This is a genomic window from Comamonas testosteroni ATCC 11996 (assembly GCF_000241525.1).
In the GTDB taxonomy this organism is placed as follows: Bacteria; Pseudomonadota; Gammaproteobacteria; order Burkholderiales; family Burkholderiaceae_C; genus Comamonas; species Comamonas testosteroni.
Window position 1 is genome coordinate 20543 of sequence record NZ_AHIL01000011.1, and the last position, 23850, is coordinate 44392.

The 23850-nt window shown below is 61.2% G+C and carries 22 protein-coding genes and 2 tRNA genes; 10 read left to right on the forward strand and 14 right to left on the reverse strand.

Features of this window, described 5'->3' with window-relative positions; translation table 11 throughout:
- Positions 1-18: 18 nt before the first annotated feature.
- Genes rfbD through CTATCC11996_RS04120 form a run of 3 tightly spaced genes read right to left on the reverse strand, consistent with a single transcriptional unit; the run spans position 19 to position 2813 of the window.
- Positions 19-924, reverse strand: a complete 906-nt coding sequence (gene rfbD, locus CTATCC11996_RS04110) for a dTDP-4-dehydrorhamnose reductase (RefSeq protein WP_003073424.1) — start codon at positions 922-924, stop codon at positions 19-21.
- Positions 921-1991 (reverse strand): dTDP-glucose 4,6-dehydratase, encoded by a 1071-nt coding sequence (rfbB, locus tag CTATCC11996_RS04115; RefSeq protein ID WP_003073426.1) that lies wholly within the window; start codon positions 1989-1991, stop codon positions 921-923. Before rfbB ends, rfbD begins: the two co-directional genes overlap by 4 nt.
- Before the next feature lie 48 nt (positions 1992-2039).
- A complete protein-coding gene (locus tag CTATCC11996_RS04120; RefSeq protein ID WP_003073428.1) occupies positions 2040-2813 on the reverse strand; it encodes a type III pantothenate kinase in 774 nt (257 codons plus the stop codon).
- Positions 2814-2982: 169 nt separating this feature from the next.
- On the opposite strand from CTATCC11996_RS04120, the gene lysM reads away from it, so the two are divergent.
- Both lysM and galE read left to right on the forward strand, forming a co-directional pair.
- Positions 2983-3453, forward strand: a complete 471-nt coding sequence (gene lysM, locus CTATCC11996_RS04125) for a peptidoglycan-binding protein LysM (protein WP_003073430.1) — start codon at positions 2983-2985, stop codon at positions 3451-3453.
- Positions 3454-3535: 82 nt separating this feature from the next.
- Positions 3536-4558, forward strand: coding sequence for a UDP-glucose 4-epimerase GalE (gene galE, locus CTATCC11996_RS04130; RefSeq protein ID WP_003073431.1), 1023 nt, complete (start codon positions 3536-3538; stop codon positions 4556-4558).
- 24 nt (positions 4559-4582) lie between these two features.
- Here the strand turns inward: galE and CTATCC11996_RS04135 are convergent, their stop codons facing one another.
- From CTATCC11996_RS04135 to CTATCC11996_RS04180, 10 genes are all read right to left on the reverse strand, one after another.
- The gene (locus CTATCC11996_RS04135; protein WP_003068022.1) at positions 4583-4999 is read right to left on the reverse strand and encodes a rhodanese-like domain-containing protein; all 417 of its coding nucleotides are present in this window, start codon (positions 4997-4999) and stop codon (positions 4583-4585) included.
- A 26-nt stretch (positions 5000-5025) separates the two neighbouring features.
- Positions 5026-6018, reverse strand: a complete 993-nt coding sequence (locus CTATCC11996_RS04140) for a M48 family metallopeptidase (RefSeq protein ID WP_003073434.1) — start codon at positions 6016-6018, stop codon at positions 5026-5028.
- 13 nt (positions 6019-6031) lie between these two features.
- Entirely contained in the window at positions 6032-6772 is a 741-nt protein-coding gene (locus CTATCC11996_RS04145) for a lysophospholipid acyltransferase family protein (RefSeq protein WP_034348205.1), read from the reverse strand.
- A 131-nt stretch (positions 6773-6903) separates the two neighbouring features.
- On the reverse strand, positions 6904-7491 hold the full coding sequence (locus tag CTATCC11996_RS04150; protein WP_003073438.1) for a D-glycero-alpha-D-manno-heptose-1,7-bisphosphate 7-phosphatase: 588 nt from the start codon (positions 7489-7491) through the stop codon (positions 6904-6906).
- 79 nt (positions 7492-7570) lie between these two features.
- Positions 7571-8794: a beta-ketoacyl-ACP synthase I gene (gene fabB, locus CTATCC11996_RS04155; RefSeq protein WP_003073440.1), complete on the reverse strand. Its 1224-nt coding sequence runs from the start codon at positions 8792-8794 to the stop codon at positions 7571-7573.
- Positions 8791-9315, reverse strand: a complete 525-nt coding sequence (gene fabA, locus CTATCC11996_RS04160; protein WP_003073442.1) for a bifunctional 3-hydroxydecanoyl-ACP dehydratase/trans-2-decenoyl-ACP isomerase — start codon at positions 9313-9315, stop codon at positions 8791-8793. The genes fabB and fabA overlap by 4 nt, the downstream gene beginning before the upstream one ends.
- A gap of 219 nt (positions 9316-9534) precedes the next feature.
- The gene (gene lnt, locus CTATCC11996_RS04165; protein ID WP_172590587.1) at positions 9535-11124 is read right to left on the reverse strand and encodes an apolipoprotein N-acyltransferase; all 1590 of its coding nucleotides are present in this window, start codon (positions 11122-11124) and stop codon (positions 9535-9537) included.
- A 206-nt stretch (positions 11125-11330) separates the two neighbouring features.
- Positions 11331-12212: an HlyC/CorC family transporter gene (locus tag CTATCC11996_RS04170; protein WP_003073445.1), complete on the reverse strand. Its 882-nt coding sequence runs from the start codon at positions 12210-12212 to the stop codon at positions 11331-11333.
- Between the two features lie 188 nt (positions 12213-12400).
- Positions 12401-13123, reverse strand: coding sequence for a GNAT family N-acetyltransferase (locus tag CTATCC11996_RS04175; protein WP_034348206.1), 723 nt, complete (start codon positions 13121-13123; stop codon positions 12401-12403).
- Positions 13124-13266: 143 nt separating this feature from the next.
- On the reverse strand, positions 13267-13749 hold the full coding sequence (locus CTATCC11996_RS04180) for an Lrp/AsnC family transcriptional regulator (protein ID WP_003050977.1): 483 nt from the start codon (positions 13747-13749) through the stop codon (positions 13267-13269).
- 219 nt (positions 13750-13968) lie between these two features.
- Between CTATCC11996_RS04180 and hppD the strand changes: the two genes are divergently transcribed.
- The 4 genes from hppD (at position 13969) to CTATCC11996_RS04200 (ending at position 20080) form a co-directional block, all read left to right on the forward strand.
- The gene (gene hppD / locus CTATCC11996_RS04185; protein WP_003073450.1) at positions 13969-15090 is read left to right on the forward strand and encodes a 4-hydroxyphenylpyruvate dioxygenase; all 1122 of its coding nucleotides are present in this window, start codon (positions 13969-13971) and stop codon (positions 15088-15090) included.
- Between the two features lie 311 nt (positions 15091-15401).
- Positions 15402-16412: a Bug family tripartite tricarboxylate transporter substrate binding protein gene (locus CTATCC11996_RS04190; RefSeq protein WP_003073452.1), complete on the forward strand. Its 1011-nt coding sequence runs from the start codon at positions 15402-15404 to the stop codon at positions 16410-16412.
- 94 nt (positions 16413-16506) lie between these two features.
- Complete coding sequence (gene phhA / locus CTATCC11996_RS04195; protein WP_003073454.1) at positions 16507-17391, forward strand: phenylalanine 4-monooxygenase; 885 nt, start codon at positions 16507-16509, stop codon at positions 17389-17391.
- A gap of 241 nt (positions 17392-17632) precedes the next feature.
- A complete protein-coding gene (locus CTATCC11996_RS04200; RefSeq protein WP_003073455.1) occupies positions 17633-20080 on the forward strand; it encodes a DUF3772 domain-containing protein in 2448 nt (815 codons plus the stop codon).
- Here the strand turns inward: CTATCC11996_RS04200 and CTATCC11996_RS04205 are convergent.
- The gene (locus CTATCC11996_RS04205; protein WP_003073457.1) at positions 20020-21027 is read right to left on the reverse strand and encodes an esterase/lipase family protein; all 1008 of its coding nucleotides are present in this window, start codon (positions 21025-21027) and stop codon (positions 20020-20022) included. The two genes, CTATCC11996_RS04200 and CTATCC11996_RS04205, sit on opposite strands and share 61 nt — an antisense overlap.
- A 185-nt stretch (positions 21028-21212) precedes the next feature.
- Between CTATCC11996_RS04205 and CTATCC11996_RS04210 the strand changes: the two genes are divergently transcribed.
- The 4 genes from CTATCC11996_RS04210 to CTATCC11996_RS04225 all read left to right on the forward strand — a co-directional run bounded on the left by CTATCC11996_RS04210 (position 21213) and on the right by CTATCC11996_RS04225 (position 23756).
- The gene (locus CTATCC11996_RS04210) at positions 21213-22922 is read left to right on the forward strand and encodes an AMP-binding protein (RefSeq protein ID WP_003073459.1); all 1710 of its coding nucleotides are present in this window, start codon (positions 21213-21215) and stop codon (positions 22920-22922) included.
- A 66-nt stretch (positions 22923-22988) separates the two neighbouring features.
- Positions 22989-23063: transfer RNA gene (locus CTATCC11996_RS04215), tRNA-Val, on the forward strand.
- Positions 23064-23069: 6 nt separating this feature from the next.
- Positions 23070-23144 (forward strand) — tRNA-Val (locus tag CTATCC11996_RS04220).
- Between the two features lie 159 nt (positions 23145-23303).
- The gene (locus CTATCC11996_RS04225; protein WP_003073461.1) at positions 23304-23756 is read left to right on the forward strand and encodes a bacteriohemerythrin; all 453 of its coding nucleotides are present in this window, start codon (positions 23304-23306) and stop codon (positions 23754-23756) included.
- Positions 23757-23850 lie beyond the last annotated feature (94 nt).

The window sequence follows — 23850 nt, forward strand, 5'->3', positions numbered from 1 at the left end:
AAGCGAATTATTGGAAGATTACAGAATCTCGCGCAGCATGCGCTCCACGCCTTGCTGCCATGCCGGCAAATGCAGTTGCATGACCGCTTGCAGCTTTTGCGTATCCAGACGCGAGTTCAAGGGTCGCGCGGCCGGTGTCGGAAAGGCCGTGGTCGGCACGGCAGCAGTGCTTTGCACCTTCCAGTCCAGATCCGGACGCAGGCTTTGGGCGCGCTCGATCACATGGCAGGCATAGGCATGCCAGTTGGTTTCTCCTGCCGCGACCAGATGGTAGAGACCGCCATCGCCTTCGTGGGCGCTCACATGGCGCACGCCATGGGCCGTGACATCGGCAATCAGATCGGCGCCGGTCGGCGCGCCCCACTGATCGTTGATCACGCTGAGCGCTTCACGCTCCTGCGCCAGACGCAGCATGGTCTTGGCAAAATTGCCGCCACGCGCGGCATAGACCCAGCTGGTGCGAAAAATCAGATGGCGACAATTCGTAGCCGCAATCCGCTGCTCGCCCTCCAACTTGGTGCGGCCGTAGACCGATAGCGGCCCGGTCACATCACCCTCTTTGCGTGGCGCACTGCCAGAGCCGTCGAAGACATAGTCGGTGCTGTAGTGCACCAGCAAGGCGCCCAGGCTTTTGGCCTCCAGCGCCATGACTTCAGGAGCTTCGGCGTTCAGGCGCAAGGCCAGATCCGGCTCGCTCTCGGCTTTGTCCACTGCTGTATGCGCTGCGGCATTGACGATCACATCCGGGCGCACGCTCCGAATGGTCTGCGCCAGTGTCTGCAGATCAGCGATATCGCCGCACAGACCATTTCCATCCACATTCACGCTCTGGCGGTTCATTGCAATCACCTCGCCCAAAGGGGCGAGACTTCGCTGCAGCTCCCAGCCGACCTGCCCGTTCTTGCCCAGCAAGAGCAGCTTCATGCCGAAGCCTCTGCGGTGTACTGCTTTTGCACCCAGTCACGGTATGCGCCCGACTGCACATTGGCCACCCACTCGGGGTTGGCCAGATACCACTGCACGGTCTTGCGAATGCCGGTCTCGAAGGTCTCGGCAGGCTTCCAGCCCAGCTCACGCTCGAGCTTGCGCGCATCGATCGCATAGCGGCGATCGTGGCCAGGGCGGTCGGTCACATAGGTGATCTGCTCGGCATAGGCTTTGCCATCGGCGCGCGGACGCAGCTCGTCGAGCAAGCTGCACACGGTCTTGACGATGTCGATATTGGCCTTCTCGTTCCAGCCGCCCACGTTATAGGTCTCGCCCAGCTGGCCGGCCTCGAGAACGCGGCGGATGGCGCTGCAATGGTCGCGCACATACAGCCAGTCACGCACCTGCATGCCGTCACCGTAGATGGGCAGCGGCTTGCCGGCCAGCGCATTAACAATGACCAGCGGGATCAGCTTTTCCGGGAAATGCAGCGGGCCGTAGTTGTTGCTGCAATTGGTCGTCAGCACCGGCATGCCGTAGGTGTGATGCCAGGCTCGCACCAGATGGTCCGAAGCCGCCTTGCTGGCCGAGTACGGGCTGTTGGGCTCGTAATTGTGCTCTTCGGTAAACGCAGGATCCGTAGGCGCCAGCGTGCCATAGACCTCGTCGGTGGAGACATGCAGAAAGCGAAAGCCGGACTTGGCCTCGCCCTCCAGGCCATTCCAATAGGCACGCACAGCCTCCAGCAGGCGGAAAGTACCCACCACATTGGTCTGGATGAAATCCTCGGGACCGTGAATGGAGCGATCCACATGCGACTCGGCCGCAAAGTTCAGCACGGCACGAGGCTGGTGCTGCGCCAGCAATTGCGACAGCTGTGCACTGTCGCCGATATCGGCCTGCACGAAAACATGGCGGGCATCGCCCTTCAAGCTGGCCAGATTCTCCAGATTGCCTGCATAGGTCAGCTTGTCGATATTGACTACCGGCTCGTTCACATGTGCCAGCCAGTCGAGAACAAAGTTGGCGCCGATAAAGCCTGCACCGCCAGTTACAAAAATCATGAAAACAGCCTCAAATCAAAATTCGAATCATCGCAAGGAGCAAGGCACTCAAGCCCAGCGCTTTTCAGCCATCACCAGCAAGCCATCAAAGATCAGGTTGTTGATCAACTCAAAAGGTCTGGTCATGCTGGGAGACATTTTCCAGCCGGCACCGCCCGCCATGATGCACATGGGCTCTGCGCCGCAGTGTTCTGCCAGATGCTGGTACATGCGCTCCACCGCCCCCGCAATGGCATAGGTGCCGCCGCTGGTCAGCGCATCGCTGGTGTTCTTGGGAAAGCACCTGACTTCACCGGTCGGCACATGCAGGCCCGCTGTACCGCCTTCCAGGGCCCTGAGCATGATGCCATGCCCAGGAATGATCAGGCCGCCCAGAAAATAGCCTTGCGCGTCCATGGCATCAACCGTCACTGCGGTGCCCACCATAACCGTGATCAAAGGCCTGGCCTCGCCCAATTGCAACATGTGGTGACGCGCACCAATCATGGCCACCCATCGGTCGGCACCCAGCCTGGACGGGTGGTCGTAGCCATTGGTCACCCCTGCTTCTGCGATGGAGGGTACTACCCATTGAGGCTCAAGATTCCATCCCAGCATGAGTTCGATCTGCTCGTGCACCCTGCGCCTTGCCGTCTCACCGGCCACCACGCAGCCCAGCATGCGCTCGGGAGCTGGCAACCCGGCCCAGGCACCTTCTGCCAGGCGCTCTATATGCTCCAGAAACTCCGCTCCATGGGCCAGCAAGGCAGCACCTGGGCGATGATCTTCATACATGGCCCACTTCAAACGGGTGTTGCCAATGTCTATGGCCAAAAATGTCATGCGGCGGATTATCAGCACTTTTCTCTGTGACAGACAGCCGCTTGTCACATTCATTACAAGCGGGCAGGAAATTGTCAAAAAAACGCAGAGTCCATATCCTGCAAGGAATCATTTCGATTTCCCGTTAAAGTGAAACGCTTTCTTCCACTACTTTTGAGGAGTCGAAACCATGGGTCTGTTCAGTTTCATCAAGGAAGCCGGAGAAAAACTGTTTGGCGGCAGCGACGCACATGCTGCCGCACCGGCCGAAGACTTGAATACCAAGGCGGCTCAGGCGATCGCCAGCTATATCAACACCCAGAATCTGGGCGTATCCGATCTGCAGGTTCAGTTCGATGGCTCTCAAGGCAAGGTAACGGTCAATGGCACGGCTCCCACTCAGGCTGTCAAGGAAAAAGTGACGCTGTGCTGCGGCAATGTCGCCAATGTCCAGTCCGTGGACAACCTGATGACGGTCACCAACCCCGAGCCAGAAGCCCAGTACCATGATGTGGTGCGCGGCGACACCCTGTCGGCCATCTCCAAGAAGTACTATGGCGACGCCAACAAGTACAACGTGATTTTTGAAGCCAACAAGCCCATGCTCAGCAACCCGGACAGGATCTATCCCGGTCAGAAGCTGCGCATCCCGGCGCTGTAAATACGGCCCTGCATATACGGTTATGCCTAAAAGCGCTCGGAAGAGCGCTTTTTTTATTCGTGACAAAGCTAGACTGCAGCTTATGAAAACTCTGCTCACAGGCGGCGCCGGCTATATCGGCAGCCATACCGCCATTGAACTGCTAGGCAAAGGCCATGAAGTCGTGATTTTCGACAACTTCAGCAACAGCCATCCTGAAGCCATCCGCCGCGTGGAGAAAATCACTGGACGCACCATTGCCGTGATCAATGGCGATGTACGCGATCAAGCTGCACTCGAGCAGGCATTGCGGGAGCATGGCATTGACAGTGTCGTGCACTTTGCCGGCAAAAAAGCAGTGGGCGAGTCCGTTGCTCAACCTGTGGACTATTACGACAACAACGTCAATGGCACCCTGGTGCTGCTGCGCGCCATGAAAAAGCACAATGTGCGCAATCTGGTGTTCAGCTCTTCGGCAACAGTCTATGGCTCGCCACAATATTTGCCTCTCAATGAAGTGCACCCCACTTCGGCCACCAACCCCTATGGCCGCAGCAAACTGATGGTGGAAGAGATTCTGTCGGACCTCTATCACTCCGACTCCCAATGGTCGCTGGCCGTTCTGCGCTACTTCAATCCCATTGGAGCCCATGCCAGCGGCCTGATTGGTGAAGACCCTTCGGACATTCCCAACAACCTGCTGCCTTTTGTGGCACAGGTCGCCGTGGGCCGTCGTGAAAAGCTGCAGATCTTTGGCGGCGACTACGACACCGCGGACGGCACCGGCGTGCGTGACTACATCCATGTCGTCGACCTGGCCCGAGGTCATGTCAAGGCACTCGAAAAACTGGCCGGCCTGACCAAGCCCGAGTTGCTGACCATCAACCTGGGCACAGGCAATGGCTACAGCGTGCTCGAAGTGCTGCATGCCTTCGAAAAAGCCTGCGGCAAGACCCTTCCCTATACGATTACAGACCGCCGCCCCGGGGATGTGGCCAGTTGCTACGCCAACCCCGATCACGCCCTGAAAACCCTTGGCTGGCAAGCCGAGCATGATCTGGACACCATGTGCGCCGACACATGGCGCTGGCAAAGCCGCAACCCCAACGGCTATCGTTCAGCCTAGAAGCTGCAGGCCAAGCCCTGCGCTTTACTGATGCCAGGGCAGGCCGCGCTTGCGCCAGCCACCCAGCTGGCCTCGTTGCCCGTTGGCGTCAACGTCGCCCTCAAAACCTTCAAGAATGTTGTAGGCCTCGATCCCCAGACCCGCAGCACGCTGGGCTGCCGCAACAGAACGCACACCGCTGCGGCATAGCAGCACCACTTTCTTGCCTTCTGGTACCGCTGCTCGCAGCTCGGCGTCAAAGTTCTGGTTGGCAGCCATGCCGGGCCACTGCTTCCAGGCCACGGCAACAGCGCCCGGCACCTTGCCCACCCACTCGCGCTCGGCATCGGTGCGCACATCGACCAGAACCGCCTCGCCAGCCTGCAGCCATTGCCATGCCAATTCCGCCGGCACATCGCCGGCATAGCCGGCAGCAGGTTGGATTTGGGTTGTATTGCTCATTTCATTCCTCGTCTCGGTCATTGCCGCTATTCCCAAACGGGTAAGGGCCTGTCTCTCAAGGCTCTGCGCAAATGCTTCCAGTCGGGCAGCACCTGAGCCACCACAGCCCAGAACTGCGGGCTGTGATCCATATGATGCAGATGGGCGAGCTCATGCACCACCACATAGTCGATGATTTGCGGGCTGTGCTGCATCAACCGCCAATTCAGACGAATGATCCCACTGCTGTTGGCACTGCCCCAGCGCGTGCTGGCACTTGTCAGGCGCAGCGCATTCCAGCGCACGCCCAGGAGTGCGGCAAAGTGCAGCATGCGGGCCGTGAAATAGCTGCGCGCCTCCCGCAGTATCCAGGCCTGAACGGCTGCGCGCACCTGGGCAGGCGGTGCCTCTGTCGACAAGGACAGATGCAGGCTTTGCGAGCCATCGATCCCCTGCTCTCTATGCGTCTGGCGCGTACGCAGCAGTTGCAGCGCATCCCCGGTCAGCCGCAAACTCATGGGCTGCCCCAGATAGTCCAGCACGCCTCCATCCTGCCAGAGAATGCGCGCCTCCTGCTTGATCTGCTGTCGCTGTCCGGCTTCCTGCAGCTTGCGCACAATCCAGCCGGCCTTGGTCTGCAGCGCTGATTCGATCTCGCGCATGGCCACCCATTGCGGAGCTGTAACTTCAAGCCCTTGCAGCCCTACACTGAAGCCGATGCTGCGGCGCGCCGAACGGCGCAGCAGATAAGCCACCTCACGCCCTTGCAAGCGGGCGCTGTGGCTGGCGTCCGGATGTACCAGAAGTGTGGGCTCTGCAGGCAGCTCATCCTCGTCCGAATCGATAGCACCCACCGAATTACTGACGGGCGCTACAGACTGACTATTCTCAAATTCCAGCTCGGATTGATCCAAACGCCGTTCAATGGCTTCAGGGTCGCTGCGCCGGCGCTTGCGCGGCATCAACCCGCCTCGCCCATCCCCCACCACAGGCGGCACCAGCCATTGCCAAGCTTGCTGCAAGCTATCGCCTGTGGACATGGGCAGTTTTGCCTTATTTGCGGTAGGCCTCGGGGTCCAGGCGCTGCATTTCGGACTCGATCCAGGCCTCGACCTCGACCATCAACTCGTCGTGCTTGCGACCCACCGAAGAAATAGGCTTGCCTATGGAAACATCCACCACACCGGGCTTTTTGATGAAGGCCTTGCGCGGCCAGCACTTGGCCGAGGTAACAGCGATGGGTACCACGGGAGCACCCGTCATGATGGCCAGACGGGTGGCGCCGGTCTTGTACTCACCCACTTCTCCGCGATTCACACGTGTACCTTCGGGAAACATGATGACCCAGGTGCCCTGGTCGAGCAGGCGCTTGCCTTGCTCCACCACCTTGTGAAAAGCGCGCGAGCGCTGGGCACGGTCGATGTGGATCATGTCCAGCGCACCGATGGACCAACCGAAAAATGGCACCTTCAGCAGCTCCTTCTTGAACACATAGGCCAGCGGGCGCGGCATGATGGCAGGCATGAGAAAGGTCTCGTACGTGGACTGGTGCTTGACCAGCAGCACCACCCCCTGATTCGGGTCCGCAGGCAGGTTCTCCATGCCCTGCACCCGATACCGGACCCCCATGATCACGCGGGCGCTATCCACCGAGAGCTTGAGCCAGGCGCGGGCAGCGCGGTATGCCTTGGCCGACGAACCGCTGGTCCACTTGGCCAGCAGCACCGCGAAAGTGTAGGGAATGACGGTAATAGCCATCCACAACATGTGGAGGACGGAGCGAATCAGGGGCATGACAGCAATCGAATGACATGAGCACAGACCTGAAGCCTGGCCCATTGATTTGGCACGGTTCTCAACAAGAAACATAGCAGCTTGCGCTGCTCTTTCAAGCAGTTGAGTCTATTTTGACCTGAAACCCGGGCTCAATGCGGGGCAGGCGCCGAATCCGGGGGTTGAGCATCCTCATCGCCTCCCAGCGGCAGCAGCATATTCACCACTGCCTCCAGATCGGGATAGCGCTCGCTGCCTTCAGGCAGGTCGGCATCGCTGCTGCACTCGGGCCTGGCGGTGGACTCCACGAACACCAGATGAGCGCCCAGAGCCTTGCCCGCCTGCAAATGCTCGACGCCGCTGCCAATGGCCCAGATTTCATGGCCTTCCGCACCGTAGCGATCGGCAATCTGCTCGAACAGCGCTACGCCTGGTTTACGGCACTGGCAGTCTTCATCGGGAGCATGCGGGCAAAAAAACACTGCCTCCACCCGCGCGCCGACGGCGGCCATCTCCCTGTGCATCTTGGCGTGCACGGCGTTGAGCTCGATCACATCGAACAGCCCGCGCCCCAGCCCAGGTTGGTTGGTGGCGACCACCACATGCCAGCCAGCACGGTTCAGGCGCGAAACGGCCTCCAGCGCACTGGGAACTGCTACCCATTCATCGGGCCGGCCAATGAAACCTTGAGCTCCCCACTGGTTCAGGGTGCCATCACGGTCAAGAATTGCGATCTTCATGGGGGAGACGGTAGTCGACGACAGAAAAAAGCCCGCTTACCTCAAGGCCAAGCGGGCTCGCGATCCAGGACTCCGGCGCTTACTGCCCTTCCCAGCGCTTGAGCACCAGGGAAGCATTGGTGCCGCCAAAGCCAAAGCTGTTGGACAGCACGGTCTTGAGTTCAGCATCGCGGGTCTGGGTGACCAGAGGCATATCGCCCAGCAGCGGATCGGGTGTATCCACGTTCACGGACCCTGCGATAAAGCCCTTGTTCAGCATGATCAGGCAGTAAATCGCCTCTTGCACACCGGTCGCGCCCAGTGAGTGGCCGGTCAGCGACTTGGTGGACGAGAACGCCGGCACCTGGTCGCCGAACAGCTCGCGCATGGCACGAACTTCCTGCATATCGCCCACGGGGGTCGATGTGCCGTGGGTGTTGATGTAGTCGATGGGCGCATCCACGGTTTCCATGGCCTGCTTCATGCAGGCGATGGCGCCGTCGCCCGAAGGGGCAACCATGTCCTCACCGTCGCTGGTGGCGCCAAAGCCCACCACTTCGGCCAGGATGTTGGCACCGCGCGCCAGCGCATGATCAAGGCTTTCCAGCACCACGGCACCGCCGCCGCCGGCGATCACAAAGCCGTCGCGGTTGGCGTCGTAGGCACGCGATGCCTTCTCTGGCGTCTCGTTGTACTTGCTGGACATCGCCCCCATGCCGTCGAACAGCAGCGACATGCCCCAGGACAGCTCTTCGCCGCCGCCGGCAAACATCACATCCTGCATGCCCCAGGCAATCTGCTGGGCCGCGGCACCGATACAGTGGGCCGAGGTGGAGCATGCCGAGGTGATGGAGTAGTTGATGCCCTTGACCTTGAAATTGGTTGCCAGGCAGGCCGACACCGTGGAGCTCATGCAGCGTGTGACCTGATAAGGGCCCACTCGGCGGATGCCCTTTTCACGTAGCGTATCGGCTGCCTCGATCTGATTGGCGGGCGATCCGCCGCCCGAGCCCATGATCAGACCGGTGCGCGGGTTGCTCACCTGCTCGGGTGTGAGACCGGCTTGCTTGATCGCGTCCTCGAGAGCGATCTGCGAATAAGCCGCAGCATCACCCATGAAGCGCAACTGCTTGCGATCAATGCGTGCTTCGATATCGATCTCGGGAATGCCTGCCACCTGCGAGCGCATGCCCAGCTCCGTGAACTGGGGCATGGCCTTGATGCCGCTCTTGCCCTCGCGCAGCGAGGACTCCACGGTTGCCAGGTCATTGCCGATGCACGAGACAATGCCCGCGCCGGTGATCACTACCCGCTTCTTGCTCATGCTGCCGTTCCCTTGGCATCACCTTCACGCAGGAACAGACCCACGCGCAGGTCATTGGCCACGTAAATTTCCTTACCGTCGGCCAGCAGGCGTGCGTCGCCGATGGCCATGTTCAGCTTGCGCTTGATCACTCGCTTGATATCAATTTCATATGTCACGAGTTTGACATCAGGACCTACTTCACCTGTGAACTTGACTTCACCTGCCCCCAGGGCGCGGCCGCGACCCGGCAAACGCAGCCAGGTCAGGTAAAAGCCGATCAGCTGCCACATGGCGTCCAGACCCAGGCAACCGGGCATGACGGGGTCGCCACGGAAGTGGCAATCAAAGAACCACAGGTCGGGCTTGACGTCCAGTTCCGCAACAATCTTGCCCAGACCGTGGGCACCGCCGTCCTCGGAGATATGTGTGATGCGATCGAACATCAACATGGGAGGCAGGGGCAGACGTCCGCTATCGGCACCAAACAGCTTGCCTTCGCCGGACGCGATCAGTTGTTCGTAGGAAAAAGATTCAGCCATTCTCTCAATTGCTCCGCGGCAGCCTGTGCAAGCTACCTGTTACTCTGTATTTTGGGTGACGGGACCCGCGCCCGCTGCGCGCGCCCACTGCGGGCGGTACAACCGGGGATTATCAAGGCTCGCAGCCCTACCCGGGACACAATACCCGTTTTCAGGCCCAAGACTCTGCCACAAATGCCACAGCCGCTTCTGTCAACGTGGCTTATTCCGTGCGCGTCACTACGCCTTCCCTGGTCTTTTCGACGACCGCCAGGCCAGCGCGCAGAGCGCCAGGCACAACAGCGTCAGAGGCAACAGACCCAAAGCATGCACCCAGCGCGCATAAGGCGTCAGCCCGTCGCGCCCCTGAACCCGGCCCTGCAACACCGCACGTTCGAATGGCGCCAGTGCTTTCACCACTTGCCCCTTGTGATCAATCACCACTGTGGCCCCGGTGTTCGTTGCGCGCAACATGGGGCGCTCGAACTCCAACGCCCGCATTCGGCTGATGGACAGATGCTGATCGATGGCCACGGAGTCGCCAAACCAGCCGATATTGCTCAGATTGACCAGCACCGTGGGTGCAGTCGCCGCATTGCCGAAATGGGCCGCAAGCTCTTCGCCAAACAGGTCTTCGTAGCAGATATTGGGCGACAGTCGCTCACCCGCCCAGCTCATGGAAGGCTGGCCCAGTGCGCCGCGATTGAAGTCGCCCAGCGGAATGTTCATGAGATCGGTGAACCAGCGGAACATGGGCGGAATGAACTCACCAAACGGCACCAGATGGTGCTTGTCGTACTGATAGGCCTGAGTCTGCCCCGGCAACCAGCCTTCAACCGTATTGGTAAAGCCCTTGTCCCAATTGCCCAGCGGAAGGCCCACCAGAGCCGCGCGGCTGGATTCCTTGGCGGTAAAAGGTGCGCGCACAAAGTCCAGATAGCCTTCGGGAAGCTGCTGTGGCAGCAGGGGAATGGCTGTCTCAGGTGCCACCACCAGCTGGGCCCTGGCGTCATGCAACTGCTGGGCATACCAGCGCAGTGCCACCACCACGCCCGAGCCCATTTCAAACTTTTCATCCTGAGGAATATTGCCCTGCAGCAGCTCCACGCTCATACCGGACTGCTGACCAGGTGCTTCAATGGCAGCATCACGCGACCACCACAGCCCGCCCCAAACCAGACCCAGGGTCACAGCAGATGCAAGAGCCGGCTTGAATTTCAGCACCACCGACCTGGTCTGCATGCGCCACACCAGCAGCGCCAGCCAGGCCGCAGCCCAGGCCGCCACAAAACCCGTGCCGTAAACGCCCATCCAGCGCGGCAGCACGGCCAGCGGGCCCTCCACATGGGCATAGCCGCCTGCACCCCAGGGAAAACCGGTCCACAGCCAACCGCGCGCCAGCTCGGCCAGCGTCCATATTGCAGCAAAGACCATCGTTGACATTGCATCCGGCGTCCTTGCCAAACGCTTGAAGCACCATGCAGCCGCGGCGTAATAGCCCCCCAGAAAGCCCGCCAGCGCCAGCACTGCAGCTACGGCCAGCGGCGCCGCCAGCCCGCCATAGGTGTGCATCGAGATAAACAGCCACCAGAAGGTAGCCACAAGCCATGCCGTGCCAAACAACCACGCCCGGCCGGCCGCCTGAGCAGCGCAGCGGGCTGCCAACAGCGCATGAACCAGCACCGCCAGCGACAGAATCTGCAGCCACCACAGCGGACGACCATAGCCTCCGACTAGGCTCAACCAACCGTCGCCCTGGCCACGAGCCCATGGCCAGGCCAGGGAAAGCGCTTGCAGACTGCCTGCAATCACCAGCAAAAGCCGGTGCATCCAGCCTTGGGGCCTGACAGCAGCAATCTGAACGGAAGAGGCAGTGGTGGTCATAGGAATCAACGGGTACCAACAAAACACCCAACCGGGTGGTTGGGTGAATTCAAGCATACGAGGTATCGGCAGGCCTTGCGCAAACAAAGAGGCACAACCGGTATTTCCACCGGCATCACACCAGGCCTGACCCGGATTTGCGCAAATCGCGATCAGTTGCGAACAAGGCTGTCCGGCGAAGGATCGCGCACCACCTTGAACCAGCGCACCGCGCCGCCCTTGGTGTGGAGTACGGTGAACTCCAGCCCGCCCAGATGAATCTGCTCGCCGCGCTTGGGCATATGACCGATCTCATGGGCGATCAATCCACCAATCGTGTCGAACTCGGCATCGGGGTCGCTGGCATGCAGCGAGGTCTCGAACTCCTCGCTCACATGCTCGATGCTGGCATCTCCCGCGACGCGATAGCTGTTGTCGGCCAGGGCAAAGATATCGCCCTCATCCTCGGGGATGTCGAACTCATCCTCGATCTCGCCGACGATTTCTTCCAGCACATCCTCAATCGTCACCAGGCCGGCCACACGGCCGAACTCGTCGATGACGACGGCCAGATGGTTGCGATTGGCGCGAAACTCGCGCAGCAGGTCGTTCAAGCCCTTGCTCTCGGGCACGAAGACCGCCGGGCGCACCAGAGCGCGGATATTCAGGGTTGGAGAGCGCTGCAGCTTGAGCAAGTCCTTGGCCATGAGAATGCCAATGATGTTCTCGCGTTCGCCCTGGTAGACCGGAAAGCGCGAATGCGCCGTGGTGAGAACCTGGTGCAGGATTTCTTCGTACGGAGCGTCGATATTGATGAGATCCATGCGTGGCGCAGCCACCATGACTTCCCCGGCGCTCATGTCGGCCATTCGGATCACGCGCTCCAGCATGACGCGGGACTCGGTGCCGATGACCTGGTTGTCTTCGGCTTCGGCCAGGGTTTCGATCAGTTCATCAGGAGATTCCGGTGCCGGATGGATGAACTCAGCCACCTTTTGCAGGAAGCTTCGCTTGTCTTCCTTCTCGGGAAGGCGCGCAGGATGGGGGTCAGACACTGTCTTGGAGTGCAGGACGTGCGGTAGTCAAACAAGTCCCCAAGAATAACGGATTGTGTTGACAGACGGCTTGCTAGCTCACAAAAGCCATGACCAGCTGTCACCGAGGCCGCTCGGTCAAAGCTATTTTGATAGCTGCGTGCACTTGTCTCTATTGGGCTGCAGCATTGCCAGCTTCACAAGCCAGCTTACTCGCCCGACTTGTGACGGCCTTCCTGCACACCCTTGCGCACTTCCTGCACGCCGGCCAGGAAAGCCCAGAAATTGACAGCCTGCTTCTTGAGCTGGTAGTCCATCTCGCCCAGGTGCTCCGTCACCAGCTCGCTGACATGGGTCTCGAAGTCGGCAGGCGGCAGCTCCAGATAGGCTTCGGACTCCGAGCCTTCTCGCTTGACCGTGGCGCCCGCATTGCGGGCGATCTTGAGCATGGCCGTATTTTCGGACAGCGCATGGATGAACATCATGCTCACGTTCTTGCTGCGTGCATGCAGCACGGCACGCTCGAACAAACGCGCCCCCAGACCCTTGCCACGTGCACTCTTGAGCACGGAGACACCAAACTCCGCGCATTTCTCATGCTCGGGGTGGCCGGCAAACGCCAAATGCGCCATGGAGATCAATTCCAGGCGGCGGTTGAAGATGCCGAAGATATCGTCGCGATCGAAATTGAGCTGCTCGACATAGCGGCGCACCTGCTCATCGTTGGCCGCATAGCCAAAGCGCAGATAGCGGTCCCGCGCATCCAGCTTGAGCAGATGCTTGATGATGCGGTCGCGATGGCGCGGACTCAGCGAACGGATGGGAACCAAGGACGGCGAGCGACGCTCGGCGCCATGGGACTTGCCCATGTCTCGCAGCCAGCCGGAGCCGGCCTGCCAGGGCGATTTCAACCAGTCTTTGGGGAGGTTCATAGCCTGAAATATAGGTAAAAACCCGAGGTTTCACAAGCCACATGTTGCATTGCAACAATCCTGTAAGGATTTTCCGCTAATTCAACACCTTAGCTCCTGTTTCCAGCTAGGTCATGGTCCGTATGAAGGACTCCCCTGAAGGTCTACAGCGGCACGGCCGTCGTGACCTTGACCCGATCCATGACAAAGCTGGTTTTGCAATCCTGCACACTGGGGTGTTTGAGCAGGGTATCCATGATGAATCGACTGTAATGCTGCATGTCTGCCACCACCACCCGCAGCAGATAGTCCATCTCGCCGGTGAGGGAGACGCACTCCACCACCTCGGGCCAGGTCTGCACGCTGGCGCGGAACACATCCATGGGGTTGCGCTTGCTGGTTTCGGTGTATTTTTCCAGACGCACATTGATATAGGCAGTCAGCCCCAGGCCCACAGTCTCGGGCTGCACCAGAGCCACATAGCGGTCGATGACACCGTTTTCCTCCAGACGCTTGACACGGCGCAGCACGGCACTGGGTGACAGGCCGACCTGCTCCCCGATGACGTCATAAGTTTCTCGGCCATTGGCCTGCAATCGGCGCAAAATCGCCTTATCCAGTTTGTCGATGGTGTGCATGGGACTCATGGCGGCAGATTATAAAAACAGCGCAGTTTTTATTAATGGTTAACCCTTTATAACCATTTAAATTGCACGAAATCGATTTTTCATGCAATTTTCATGCATCAAGCTGTTTGCAGCCAAGGCATTTTTGCATGAAGCTTGTTCGCGCCCTGCCCTACAGTGCATCCATCGTCGACACCTGTTCTTCATGTGTTGCAGCCCTACCCGATGGAGACCTCTGCCATGAACGCCCCACTGCCCCAAAGCAACGCCAGCCCATTCCAGACTTGGGACAACCCCATGGGCACGGACGGCTTCGAGTTCGTCGAATACGCCGCCCCCGATCCCGTGGCCATGGGTCAGCTGTTCGAGCGCATGGGCTTTCAGGCCATCGCCAAGCACCGCCGCAAGAACGTGACCCTGTATCGCCAGGGCGAGATCAACTTCATCATCAATGCAGAGCCCGACAGCTTTGCCCAGCGCTTCGCGCGTCTGCACGGCCCCAGCGTCTGCGCCATCGCCGTGCGCGTCAATGACGCCAAGTACGCCTACGAGCGCGCTACCTCGTTGGGTGCCTGGGGCTATGCCCAGCAAGCCGCCCCCGGTGAACTGAGCATTCCCGCCATCAAGGGCATTGGCGACTCCCTGATCTATTTCATCGACAAATGGCGCGGCAAGAATGGCGCCAAAGACGGGGACCTGGGCAATATCAGCTTCTTCGACGTGGACTTCGAGCCCCTGCCCGGTGCCGATCTGCACCCCGAGGGCCTGGGCCTGACCTATATCGACCACCTGACCAACAACGTCTATCGCGGCCGCATGGCCGAGCTGGCCGAGTTCTACGAGCGCATCTTCAACTTCCGCGAAATCCGCTACTTCGACATCGAAGGCCAGGCCACAGGCGTCAAGAGCAAGGCCATGACCAGCCCCTGCGGCAAGATCCGCATTCCCATCAACGAGGAAGGCAACGACAAGGCCGGCCAGATCCAGGAATATCTGGACATGTACCACGGCGAAGGCATACAGCACATCGCGCTGGGCTCGACCAATCTCTACGACACCGTGGACGGTCTGCAGATGAACGGCATCAAGCTGCTGAACACCAGCGAGACCTATTACGAGCTGCTGCCCAAGCGCATCCCGGACCTGCAGGAGCCCATTGCCGAGCTGCTGGCGCGCAATATCCTGGTGGACGGCCAGCCCGGCGAGCTGCTGCTACAGATCTTCAGCGAAAACCAGCTGGGCCCCATCTTCTTCGAGTTCATCCAGCGCAAGGGCAATAGCGGCTTTGGCGAGGGCAATTTCAAGGCCTTGTTCGAAACCATGGAGCTCGACCAGATGCGCCGCGGCGTGCTCAAGACCTGAGTCGCTTCCGGAGCCGATCATGCGCCACCCCGCCCAGCACCTGCCACTTGCGCTCGCTTGCCGCGTGGCCGGCCTGGGCTCTGGTGCTACGACTTGCCTCAAAAAGATACCAATGGTTACCACTCCGTCAAACGGACCATGTGGCGATCGCTTTCCGTCCCTATACTTTCCGTCATGCTGCACTGCCGCATCCACGCATGGCGTGAGTCGGCGCGGCCAGCTTCAACGCCCGGAAGGATCAAGTGTCGCGCCCCCATCAGCCCCCCGCTACAGCCCCAGAGGACTGCAGAGCACCGAGGCTGGACGCGCCCGTGCTTTCCCGTCGTCAGGCCCTGTCGCTGGCGGTGGCCTCCGCGACTACCTTGATCGCGAGCAACGCGCATGCGGCCAGGGATGCCAGCGCCCTGCCGTCGAATTCCAGCCGCAGCCGCAACGAACTCTCTCTGATCGTGCCCTATACAGCGGGCGGCCCGCTGGACCGTTCAGCGCGCAAGCTGACGCAGGAAACCACGGCCCTGGGCAACATCAATGTGCTCAATGTCGCGGGCGAGGGGGGAGCCACGGGCGCAGCCATGGTGGCCAGGGCGGGAGCGCGCGAGCCCATGCTGCTGATGGGCGCCGTGGCCACCCATGCCATCCTGCCCTGGCTCAACCCCCAACTGCCCTACGATCCGCTGCGCGACTTTCAGCCGCTGATACTCGTGGCCCGCATGCCTCATGTGCTGGTCATGCGCAGCGAGCTGGCCATGCAGTGGCGCATCTACACGCCCGAAGATTTGCTGCGCTTCATGTCCAAGCACCGGCAGCCCCTGCGCTATGCCTCGGCGGGCAACGGCAGCATCGGCCATATCGCGGGCCAGTGGTTCCAGTCGCTGACCCAGGTTCCGCTGCAGCACCTGCCGTTTGGCGGAGCCAGACCGGCTCTGTCGGCCCTGCTCGAGGGCACGGCCGATCTGATGTTCGACAACATCGCCTCGGCCCTGCCCCATCTGCGCGCCGGCAGGCTCAAGGCCATTGGCGTGACCTGGCGCTCGCCGCTGCCGGCTCTGCCGGAGGTGCCCAGCCTGGACGACAGCATCAAGGGCATGAATCTGAGTACCTGGTTCGGCATCTTTGCCACTGCCGGCATCGCGGACAGCCAGGCCAAACGCTGGTCGGACGCTTTTGCCCAGACGCTGCAAAGGCCCGATATACAGCAGTACTTCGACGCCATGGGCGTGGTGCGCGACGACCTGCGTCTGCAGGACTTTGCCCGTCTGGTGCAGTCCGAGCATGCGCGCTACGGACAGCTCGTCAAGCGCGCCCAGATACAGATGCACTGAGCCAGCTTTCGGCTCGCTTCTCCTTTTCCCTGCTGCGCCCCGGCCACGAGCTTCGGCCGCAGCCTTCGCGACCCCTCATCTCAGGGAGTGCCTTATGAACAGCATCCAGAACAGCACCGCCATGACCGGCGGCATCGGCGCGGCCCCCGTCGTCTACGGCCAGTCCGATCGTCCACCACGCGGCGACTACACGCGTGCCCATGCCGACTACACCTGCACGCAGGACTATGCCGCCTATACCGAGGCCGAGCATGACACCTACCACCGCCTCTACGAGCGCCAATCCGCGCTGCTGCCGGGTCGTGCCAGCCAGCATTTCATCGACGCCCTGCCGTCGCTGGGGGCCAAGGAGCGCATTCCGCGCTTCGAGGAAGTCAACGAACGACTGTTCAAGGCCACGGGCTGGGAGATCGTCGGCGTTCCGGGTCTGATTCCCGAGGTGCCGTTCTTCTCGCTGCTGGCTCAGCGCAAATTTCCGGTCACCGACTGGATACGCAAGCCCGAGGAGTTCGAATACATCGTCGAGCCCGACATCTTCCACGACCTCTTCGGCCATGTGCCGCTGCTGTTCAACCCCGTCATGGCCGATTTCATCCAGGCCTACGGACAGGGCGGCCTCAAGGCCGCCGAGCTCGGCGCCTGCGAGATGCTGTCGCGCCTGTACTGGTACACGGTGGAATTCGGCCTGATCCGTGAGAGCGGTGGCGTACGCGCCTATGGCGCAGGCATCCTCAGCTCCGTGGGCGAGCTGGAGTACAGCGTCAACAGCCCGCAGCCGCATCGCCTGCCACTGCAGCTGGAGCGCACCATGCGCACGCTCTACAAGATCGACACCTATCAGCAGACCTATTTCGTGATCGACGACATGCCCCATCTGCTGAACCTGGCCGATACCGACTTTGCGCCTCTGTATGAGCAGCTGCGTCAGCTGCCCACCATTGGTGCCAAGGAGTTGCTGCCAGGCGAACAGCTGATTTAGTCAGCGGATGTATACCGGCTCGGGCCCCGGCAAGCGCGAGTCCATGCGCCGAATTTTCTGACGAAAATTCGGCTTTATCCCTTTTCAGAAAAGCGCGTGAAGCTCCATTTTCAATAGCAATCAATGCGGAATATTCAGGCTGCAAGCACTGCATGACCTGGCTGCGCCCTGAAACCCTGACCGCAGCATTGCACCTATAGTGAGCGCCAGAGGCAAACTGCCGCCCACTCACTTCTTCACAATGCATTACCGCTGCAACCGACTGCTGCGCTGGCTTTTAGCGCTCCAACTTTGCATAGGTCTGGCCGTCGCGGCCGAACTGCCTGCCAATGGCGATATCCAGACCACGTCCATCGCCCAGATTCAACAGGCGTCGAACACGCTGGACAAGGTACGCCAGTCGCTGGACGATGCCGACACGTCCGAAACGCTGCAGGCCCTGTCCGAAAAAGCCCTGCAGTCCAAACGCGATGCCGACAATGCCGTCACGGCGCTGGAGCCGCTGCTCAAGCAGATCGATGCCCGCATTGCCCAGCTGGGGCCGGTGGCCGAAGGCAGCGAGGAATCCCCCGAACTGAGCCTGCAGCGCAAGGATCTGGCGCAGCAACACAGCGAGCTGGACTCCGCGCTCAAGCGCGGCAAGCTGTTGTCCATGGAGGCCAAGCAGACCACGGACAGCATCGAGAAGATCCGCACCCAGCAGTTCAACGCACAGATCGCCCGCAAGGTGGCATCCCCACTGTCGCCTTCGCTGTGGAAGCAGTTTGCCGAGCATCTGCCGACCGATCTGCAACGCATTGCAGCCCTGACACGTCAGGGCCGTACCAGCTTCAACGCCGCCATTGCCGAGCATGGCTGGTCGGCCACGCTGACCGGCATCGCCCTGGCGCTGTTCGTAATGTTTCCGCTGCGCATCGGCCTGCGCTATGCGGGCCGGAAATTTGCGGCCTCCGAACGCGCGCCCAACGGGCGGCTGCGCCGCACGGGTCTGGCTGTCTGGATGCTGGTAGTAGGCACAGCCCTACCCGGCCTGGCCAGCCTGGTATTCATCGAGAGCCTGCGCTCCATAGACGCGATTGCACCGCGCCTGCAGACCGTGGCCGATGCCTGGATTCAATCCTCATTTGTCGCTGCCTTCTTCCTGTCCGTCAGCGCCTGCCTGCTGGTGCCCAAGCGTCCGACCTGGCGACTGCTCAACATCGACGACATTGCCGCCCCTGCGCTCACACGCTTTGCCTGGGGAGCCGCCGGTCTGACCTGGTTCTCCATGATGCTCAACGCGGTGGACATTGCCGCACGCACCAGCGCCGTCAGCAGCGTGGCCCTTGACGGACTGATTGCGCTTGTCTATGCCTTGCTCATCATGTCGGTGCTGATGGTCATCAACAAGCAGCGCAAGCGCCAGCAACTGGCCGAGCGCGAGAAAGCCGCTCACCATGGTGACGATTACCGGCCTGCGGCAACCAGTCGCTGGCTGATGCTGGCCTGGCTGGGCGGGCATCTGACGGTGCTGGCCGCGCTGATCGCAGCGCTGATCGGTTATCTGAACTTCTCGGTATTCGCAGCCACGCAAATGGTCTGGATCACCGTGGTGGTTCTGGCAACCTCGCTGCTGATGAAGTTTGCCGACGACCTCTTTACCTGGCTGTGCTCCAGCGAGAGCCGTATCGGCCAGGGCTTCGCTGCCGGCACGGGGCTCAAGCCCTCGCGCCTGGAGCAGGTCGGTGTGCTGCTGTCGGCATTCACGCGTGTCTGCCTGCTGCTGCTGGGGCTGATGGCGCTGATCGCGCCCTTTGGCAACTCCAGCAGCCTGATCGTGCTGGCCGATACGCTGACCAACGGCCTGCCCGTGGGCGACTCCTTCCTGCGTCCCATGACGATCTTGCGCGGCCTGCTGGTGCTGGTGGCGGGGCTGACGCTGTTTGGCGCCCTGCAGCACTGGCTGGTGGAGACCTTTCTGCCCAAGACCGAGCTGGATATAGGCGCACGCAACTCCATCAGCACCGTGGCCCGCTATATGGGCATTTTGCTGTCCGGCCTGTGGACGCTGGCGGCCCTGGGCATAGGCTTTGAAAAAGTGGCTCTGCTGGCCAGCGCCTTGTCCGTCGGCATCGGCTTCGGCCTGCAGGCCATCACGCAGAACTTTGTCTCGGGCCTGATTTTGCTGGCCGAGCGCCCCGTGAAGCTGGGCGACCGCGTGCGCATTGGCGATCAGGTCGGCGACATCCGCCGCATCAGCGTGCGCGCCACCGAGATCCAGACCGATGACAAATCCACCGTCATCGTGCCCAACTCGGAGTTCATCACCAAGTCCGTGCAGAACCTGACCATGGATGGCGCGCTGGGCCGCATATCGATCGCGTTCTCGGTGCCGCTGAACACCGATATCGTCAAGCTGCGCGAGGTGCTGCTGGGCCTTTATGCCGAGCATGAGGCCGTGCTGAGCACCCCGGCCCCTTCAATGTATGTGGACTCCATCAATGGCAGCGTGGTCAACATCACCAGCTTCGGCCATGTCTCGAGCTCGCGCAATGTCTACAGCACGCGCAGCGACCTGCTGTTCGGCCTGCTGCAGCGCTGCGCCGAGCAGAATATCGCCCTGGTCTCCGCCACCGACATCCACCTGATTCAGGACCCGCAGGCCCGCGCCCCGGCATCGGCTGCCGAGGCACCGCCCTCTGCAGCCTGATACCGCTCCTGCAGGCGCCCCTGCAGTTGCGCCTGCAGCTGCAGACAGTGCTGCCAGACCCGAGGATCGAACAGCAGCTGCATATGCGCTGCATCGTCGACCTGATGGCGCTGCGCATTCGGCAGGACAGCCTGATCGGGCGGAAAGACGATGTTGTCGCTGCTGCTGCACCAGCAGCTGAATGGCACATCCTCGGGCGGCGGCCCCAGCCGCTGCAGCCAGTCGCTGCCCTCGCGCATCTCCACGGCCGGCAGGCGCTGCGCAAACCGCGCCAGCCAGGCGCCCCCATGCGGCGTGGCCACGGTGACCACATGGGCCGCATGACGCGCACGCTCATTTGCATCGAGCCGCTTGAGCCAGGCCCGCACCACCAGACCGCCCATGCTGTGCGCAACCAGAAGCGGGGCACAGCCGGTTTGCTGGACCATGGCTTTCACGCATCTGTCGAGATCGTCCACCATGGCGTCGACGGAGCTGCCATGCGCAGGCTCCAGCGTCATGGCCATGCAGGCAATGCCGCGCGACTTGAGCCTGCGCAGCCAGACGGTCCACACGCCACGGTTGCAGAAATAGCCGTGCACCAGCACCACACCCACCTGCCCTTGCACCAACCCTTGCACCTGCATGCCCTCGCGATCTACAGGCACTCCATCGGGCTCTGCATGTTCGCCAAAAGGAATCTGCCAGCCAAACAGCCGCCAGGCCCAGCGCCACTCCGACAGCCAGGCCCGCAGCGCAATCATGGCGGATGGCAGCGGCACACCGCGGCGGCGCAGCACCGCCCGCATCATCAGCATCTGCGTGCCCAGCTGCAGTCCGGCTCCGCCCGCAATCAGGCCCGCGCCCAGCAGTGCCACAGCCACTGAGCGCGGCCACCAATAGCCGCACCAGAGCAGCAGCGCCAGCCAGCTGCCCATCACCACTGCGCGCCAGAAACAGGTATTCAAAGCCTGCACCTCCAGGCGCTAGCGTAGCAAGCATGCCGCTCAGCGCCTAGGACAAGCCCCCGTAGACCCTGACAGAGCGCATCCGCAGAATCAGCCGCAGCGCAGGTTTTGCACGCTGGCCTTCTTTGTTCAACCCGCCGCCCGCTTCCCTGGACGACGAGCGGCTTCTGCAAGGTACCTCTTTTATGGACGCTGCCGCTCCCTGGTTCAAGAACTATCCGCCCAATGTGCCGCACGATGTACAGCCCGAGCAGTACCGCTCGCTGGTACATCTGCTCGAAGAAGCCTTTTCCCAGCATGCAGAACGCCCTTTTTCCGTCTGCATGGACCGCTGGATGAGCTATGCCGAGCTGGACAAGCTATCCGCACAGATGGGGGCCTGGCTGCAGAGCCTGGGCCTGGAGCCAGGGGCTCGCGTGGCCATCATGCTGCCCAATGTGCCGCAGTTCGCCGTCAGCATGGCAGGCGTGCTGCGCGCAGGCTTTACCTGCGTCAACGTCAATCCGCTCTACACCGCGCGCGAGCTCGAGCATCAGCTCAAGGACTCGGGCGCCACGGCCATCATCATCCTGGAGAACTTTGCCCACACCCTGGCCCAGGTGCTGGAGCGCAGCCATATCCGCCATATCTGCCTGACCAGCATGGGCGATCTGCTCGGCGGCCTGTACGGCAGCTGGATCACCTTTGCCGTGCGCCACCTGGCCAAGATGGTGCCGGCCTTTGACCTGCCCCTTGGTTCGGATTCAGGCACCGGCAGCCAGCAGCGCCAGGTCACCCAGTTCAGCAAGGCCCTGGCCGAGGGCGCTGGACGCAAGCTCATCCCCAGCACGGCCACGCTGGACTCGATCGCCTTTCTGCAATACACGGGCGGCACAACAGGCCTGTCCAAGGGGGCAGTACTGACCCATCGCAATATCGTCGCCGCCACGCTGCAGGCCCATACCTGGTTCACCCCTGCGCTGGAAGGCAGGGTCAAGGCCAATGAAACCCATATCGTGGCGGCCTTGCCGCTCTATCACATCTTCGCGCTCACCGTGAGCCTGTTCGCCATGCGACTGGGCGGAAGCCTCAGTTTGATCCCCAACCCACGCGATATCCCGAAATTTGTGAAGGTGCTCAAGAAGCGGCCCTTCCATGTGCTGCCTGCGGTGAACACCTTGTTCAATGCGCTGCTCAACAACCCGGAGTTCCGCCAGCTCGATTTCTCTCAGTTGTTCATCTCCCAGGCCGGCGGCATGGCGGCGTCCGAAGGCACGGCGCGTCAGTGGCAGCAGACCACGGGCTGCGCCATGATTGAAGGCTGGGGCATGAGCGAGACCTGCGCCATAGGCACGAACAATCCCGTCACCAACAAGGAGTTCACCGGCACCATAGGCCTGCCTCTGCCCAGCATCTCGGTCGCCATCAAGGACGATGAAGGCCGCAACCTGCCCAACGGCCAGGCGGGAGAGCTGTGCATCAAGGGGCCCAACGTCATGCACAGCTACTACAACCAGCCTGCAGAAACCGCCAAGGCCTTCACGGCCGACGGCTATATGCGCACCGGCGATATCGGTGTGCTGGACGACGAGGGATACACCCGCATCATCGACCGCAAAAAGGACATGATGGTGGTCAGCGGCTTCAACGTCTATCCGAACGAGCTGGAAAACGTCATCTCCATGTGCCCCGGCGTGCTCGAATGTGCAGCCGTGGGCGTCAAGGACGATCAGCAGGGCGAATCCATCAAGGTCTATGTGGTGCGCAGCGACCCCTCGCTGACAGAAGACCGGGTCATGCGCTACTGCCAGGAGCAGCTGACGGGCTACAAACGGCCACGCTATATCGAGTTCCGCGACGAACTGCCCAAGACCAATGTGGGCAAGATCCTGCGGCGCGAGCTGCGGTCGAACTGAGTTTTTTCAGAAAATTTACGAGTTTTCCCGAAGACATCCAAAGTTGCTGCTAGAATTGCGGTCTTCGGGTGATTAGCTCAGCGGTAGAGCACTGCCTTCACACGGCAGGGGTCACATGTTCGATCCATGTATCACCCACCAGTTACAGCGCGATTAGCTCAGCGGTAGAGCACTGCCTTCACACGGCAGGGGTCACATGTTCGATCCATGTATCGCGCACCAGACAAAGCCTCTTGAATTTCGGTTCAAGAGGCTTTTTCTTTGCCTGCACGGCAGACCGCCTCCCTCTTTTGCAGGATGCCTGTCCACCGATACGGCTTGCATAATGGTCTTCAGAGACAAGCTGCGCACACTCCGCAACATTCACAAGAAGACATTGCCATGAGCCACACCGCCACCCTGGTCTGGGGAGACCATCTGCTCATGGGCCACGGGCCCATGGACGAGCTGCACGAGGAATTCGTCGAGCTGATTGCCCCGCTGCAAACCGCCGAAGACAGCGAGCTGCCCAGTCTGCTGCAAGCCATGGAGGCCCATCTGCAGCACCACTTTGCCGAAGAGGACCAGTGGATGCTGAGCACCGGCTTCCCTCCACGCGACTGCCATATCGACGAGCATGCGGCCGTGCTCAAGTCCGTGGCAGAAGTCCGCGTCAAGCTCGCCGAAGGCAATGTCGCCCTTTGCCGCGATCTGACCAAAGCCCTGGTGGACTGGTTTCCCGGCCACGCCACGCATCTCGATTCGGCCCTGGCGCACTGGCTGTCCAAGCAGCGCTTTGGCGGCAAGCCCGTGGTGATTCGCCGCAACATCCTGTCTTCGGCCGAATCGCACTGAGCAGCACTGAGCAGCCCGCCCGCGCGACAGCTGCATGATGATCAGCCTGCTAGGCTTGGGCAAAACACCAAGCACTGCACAGGAGACCAGCTCG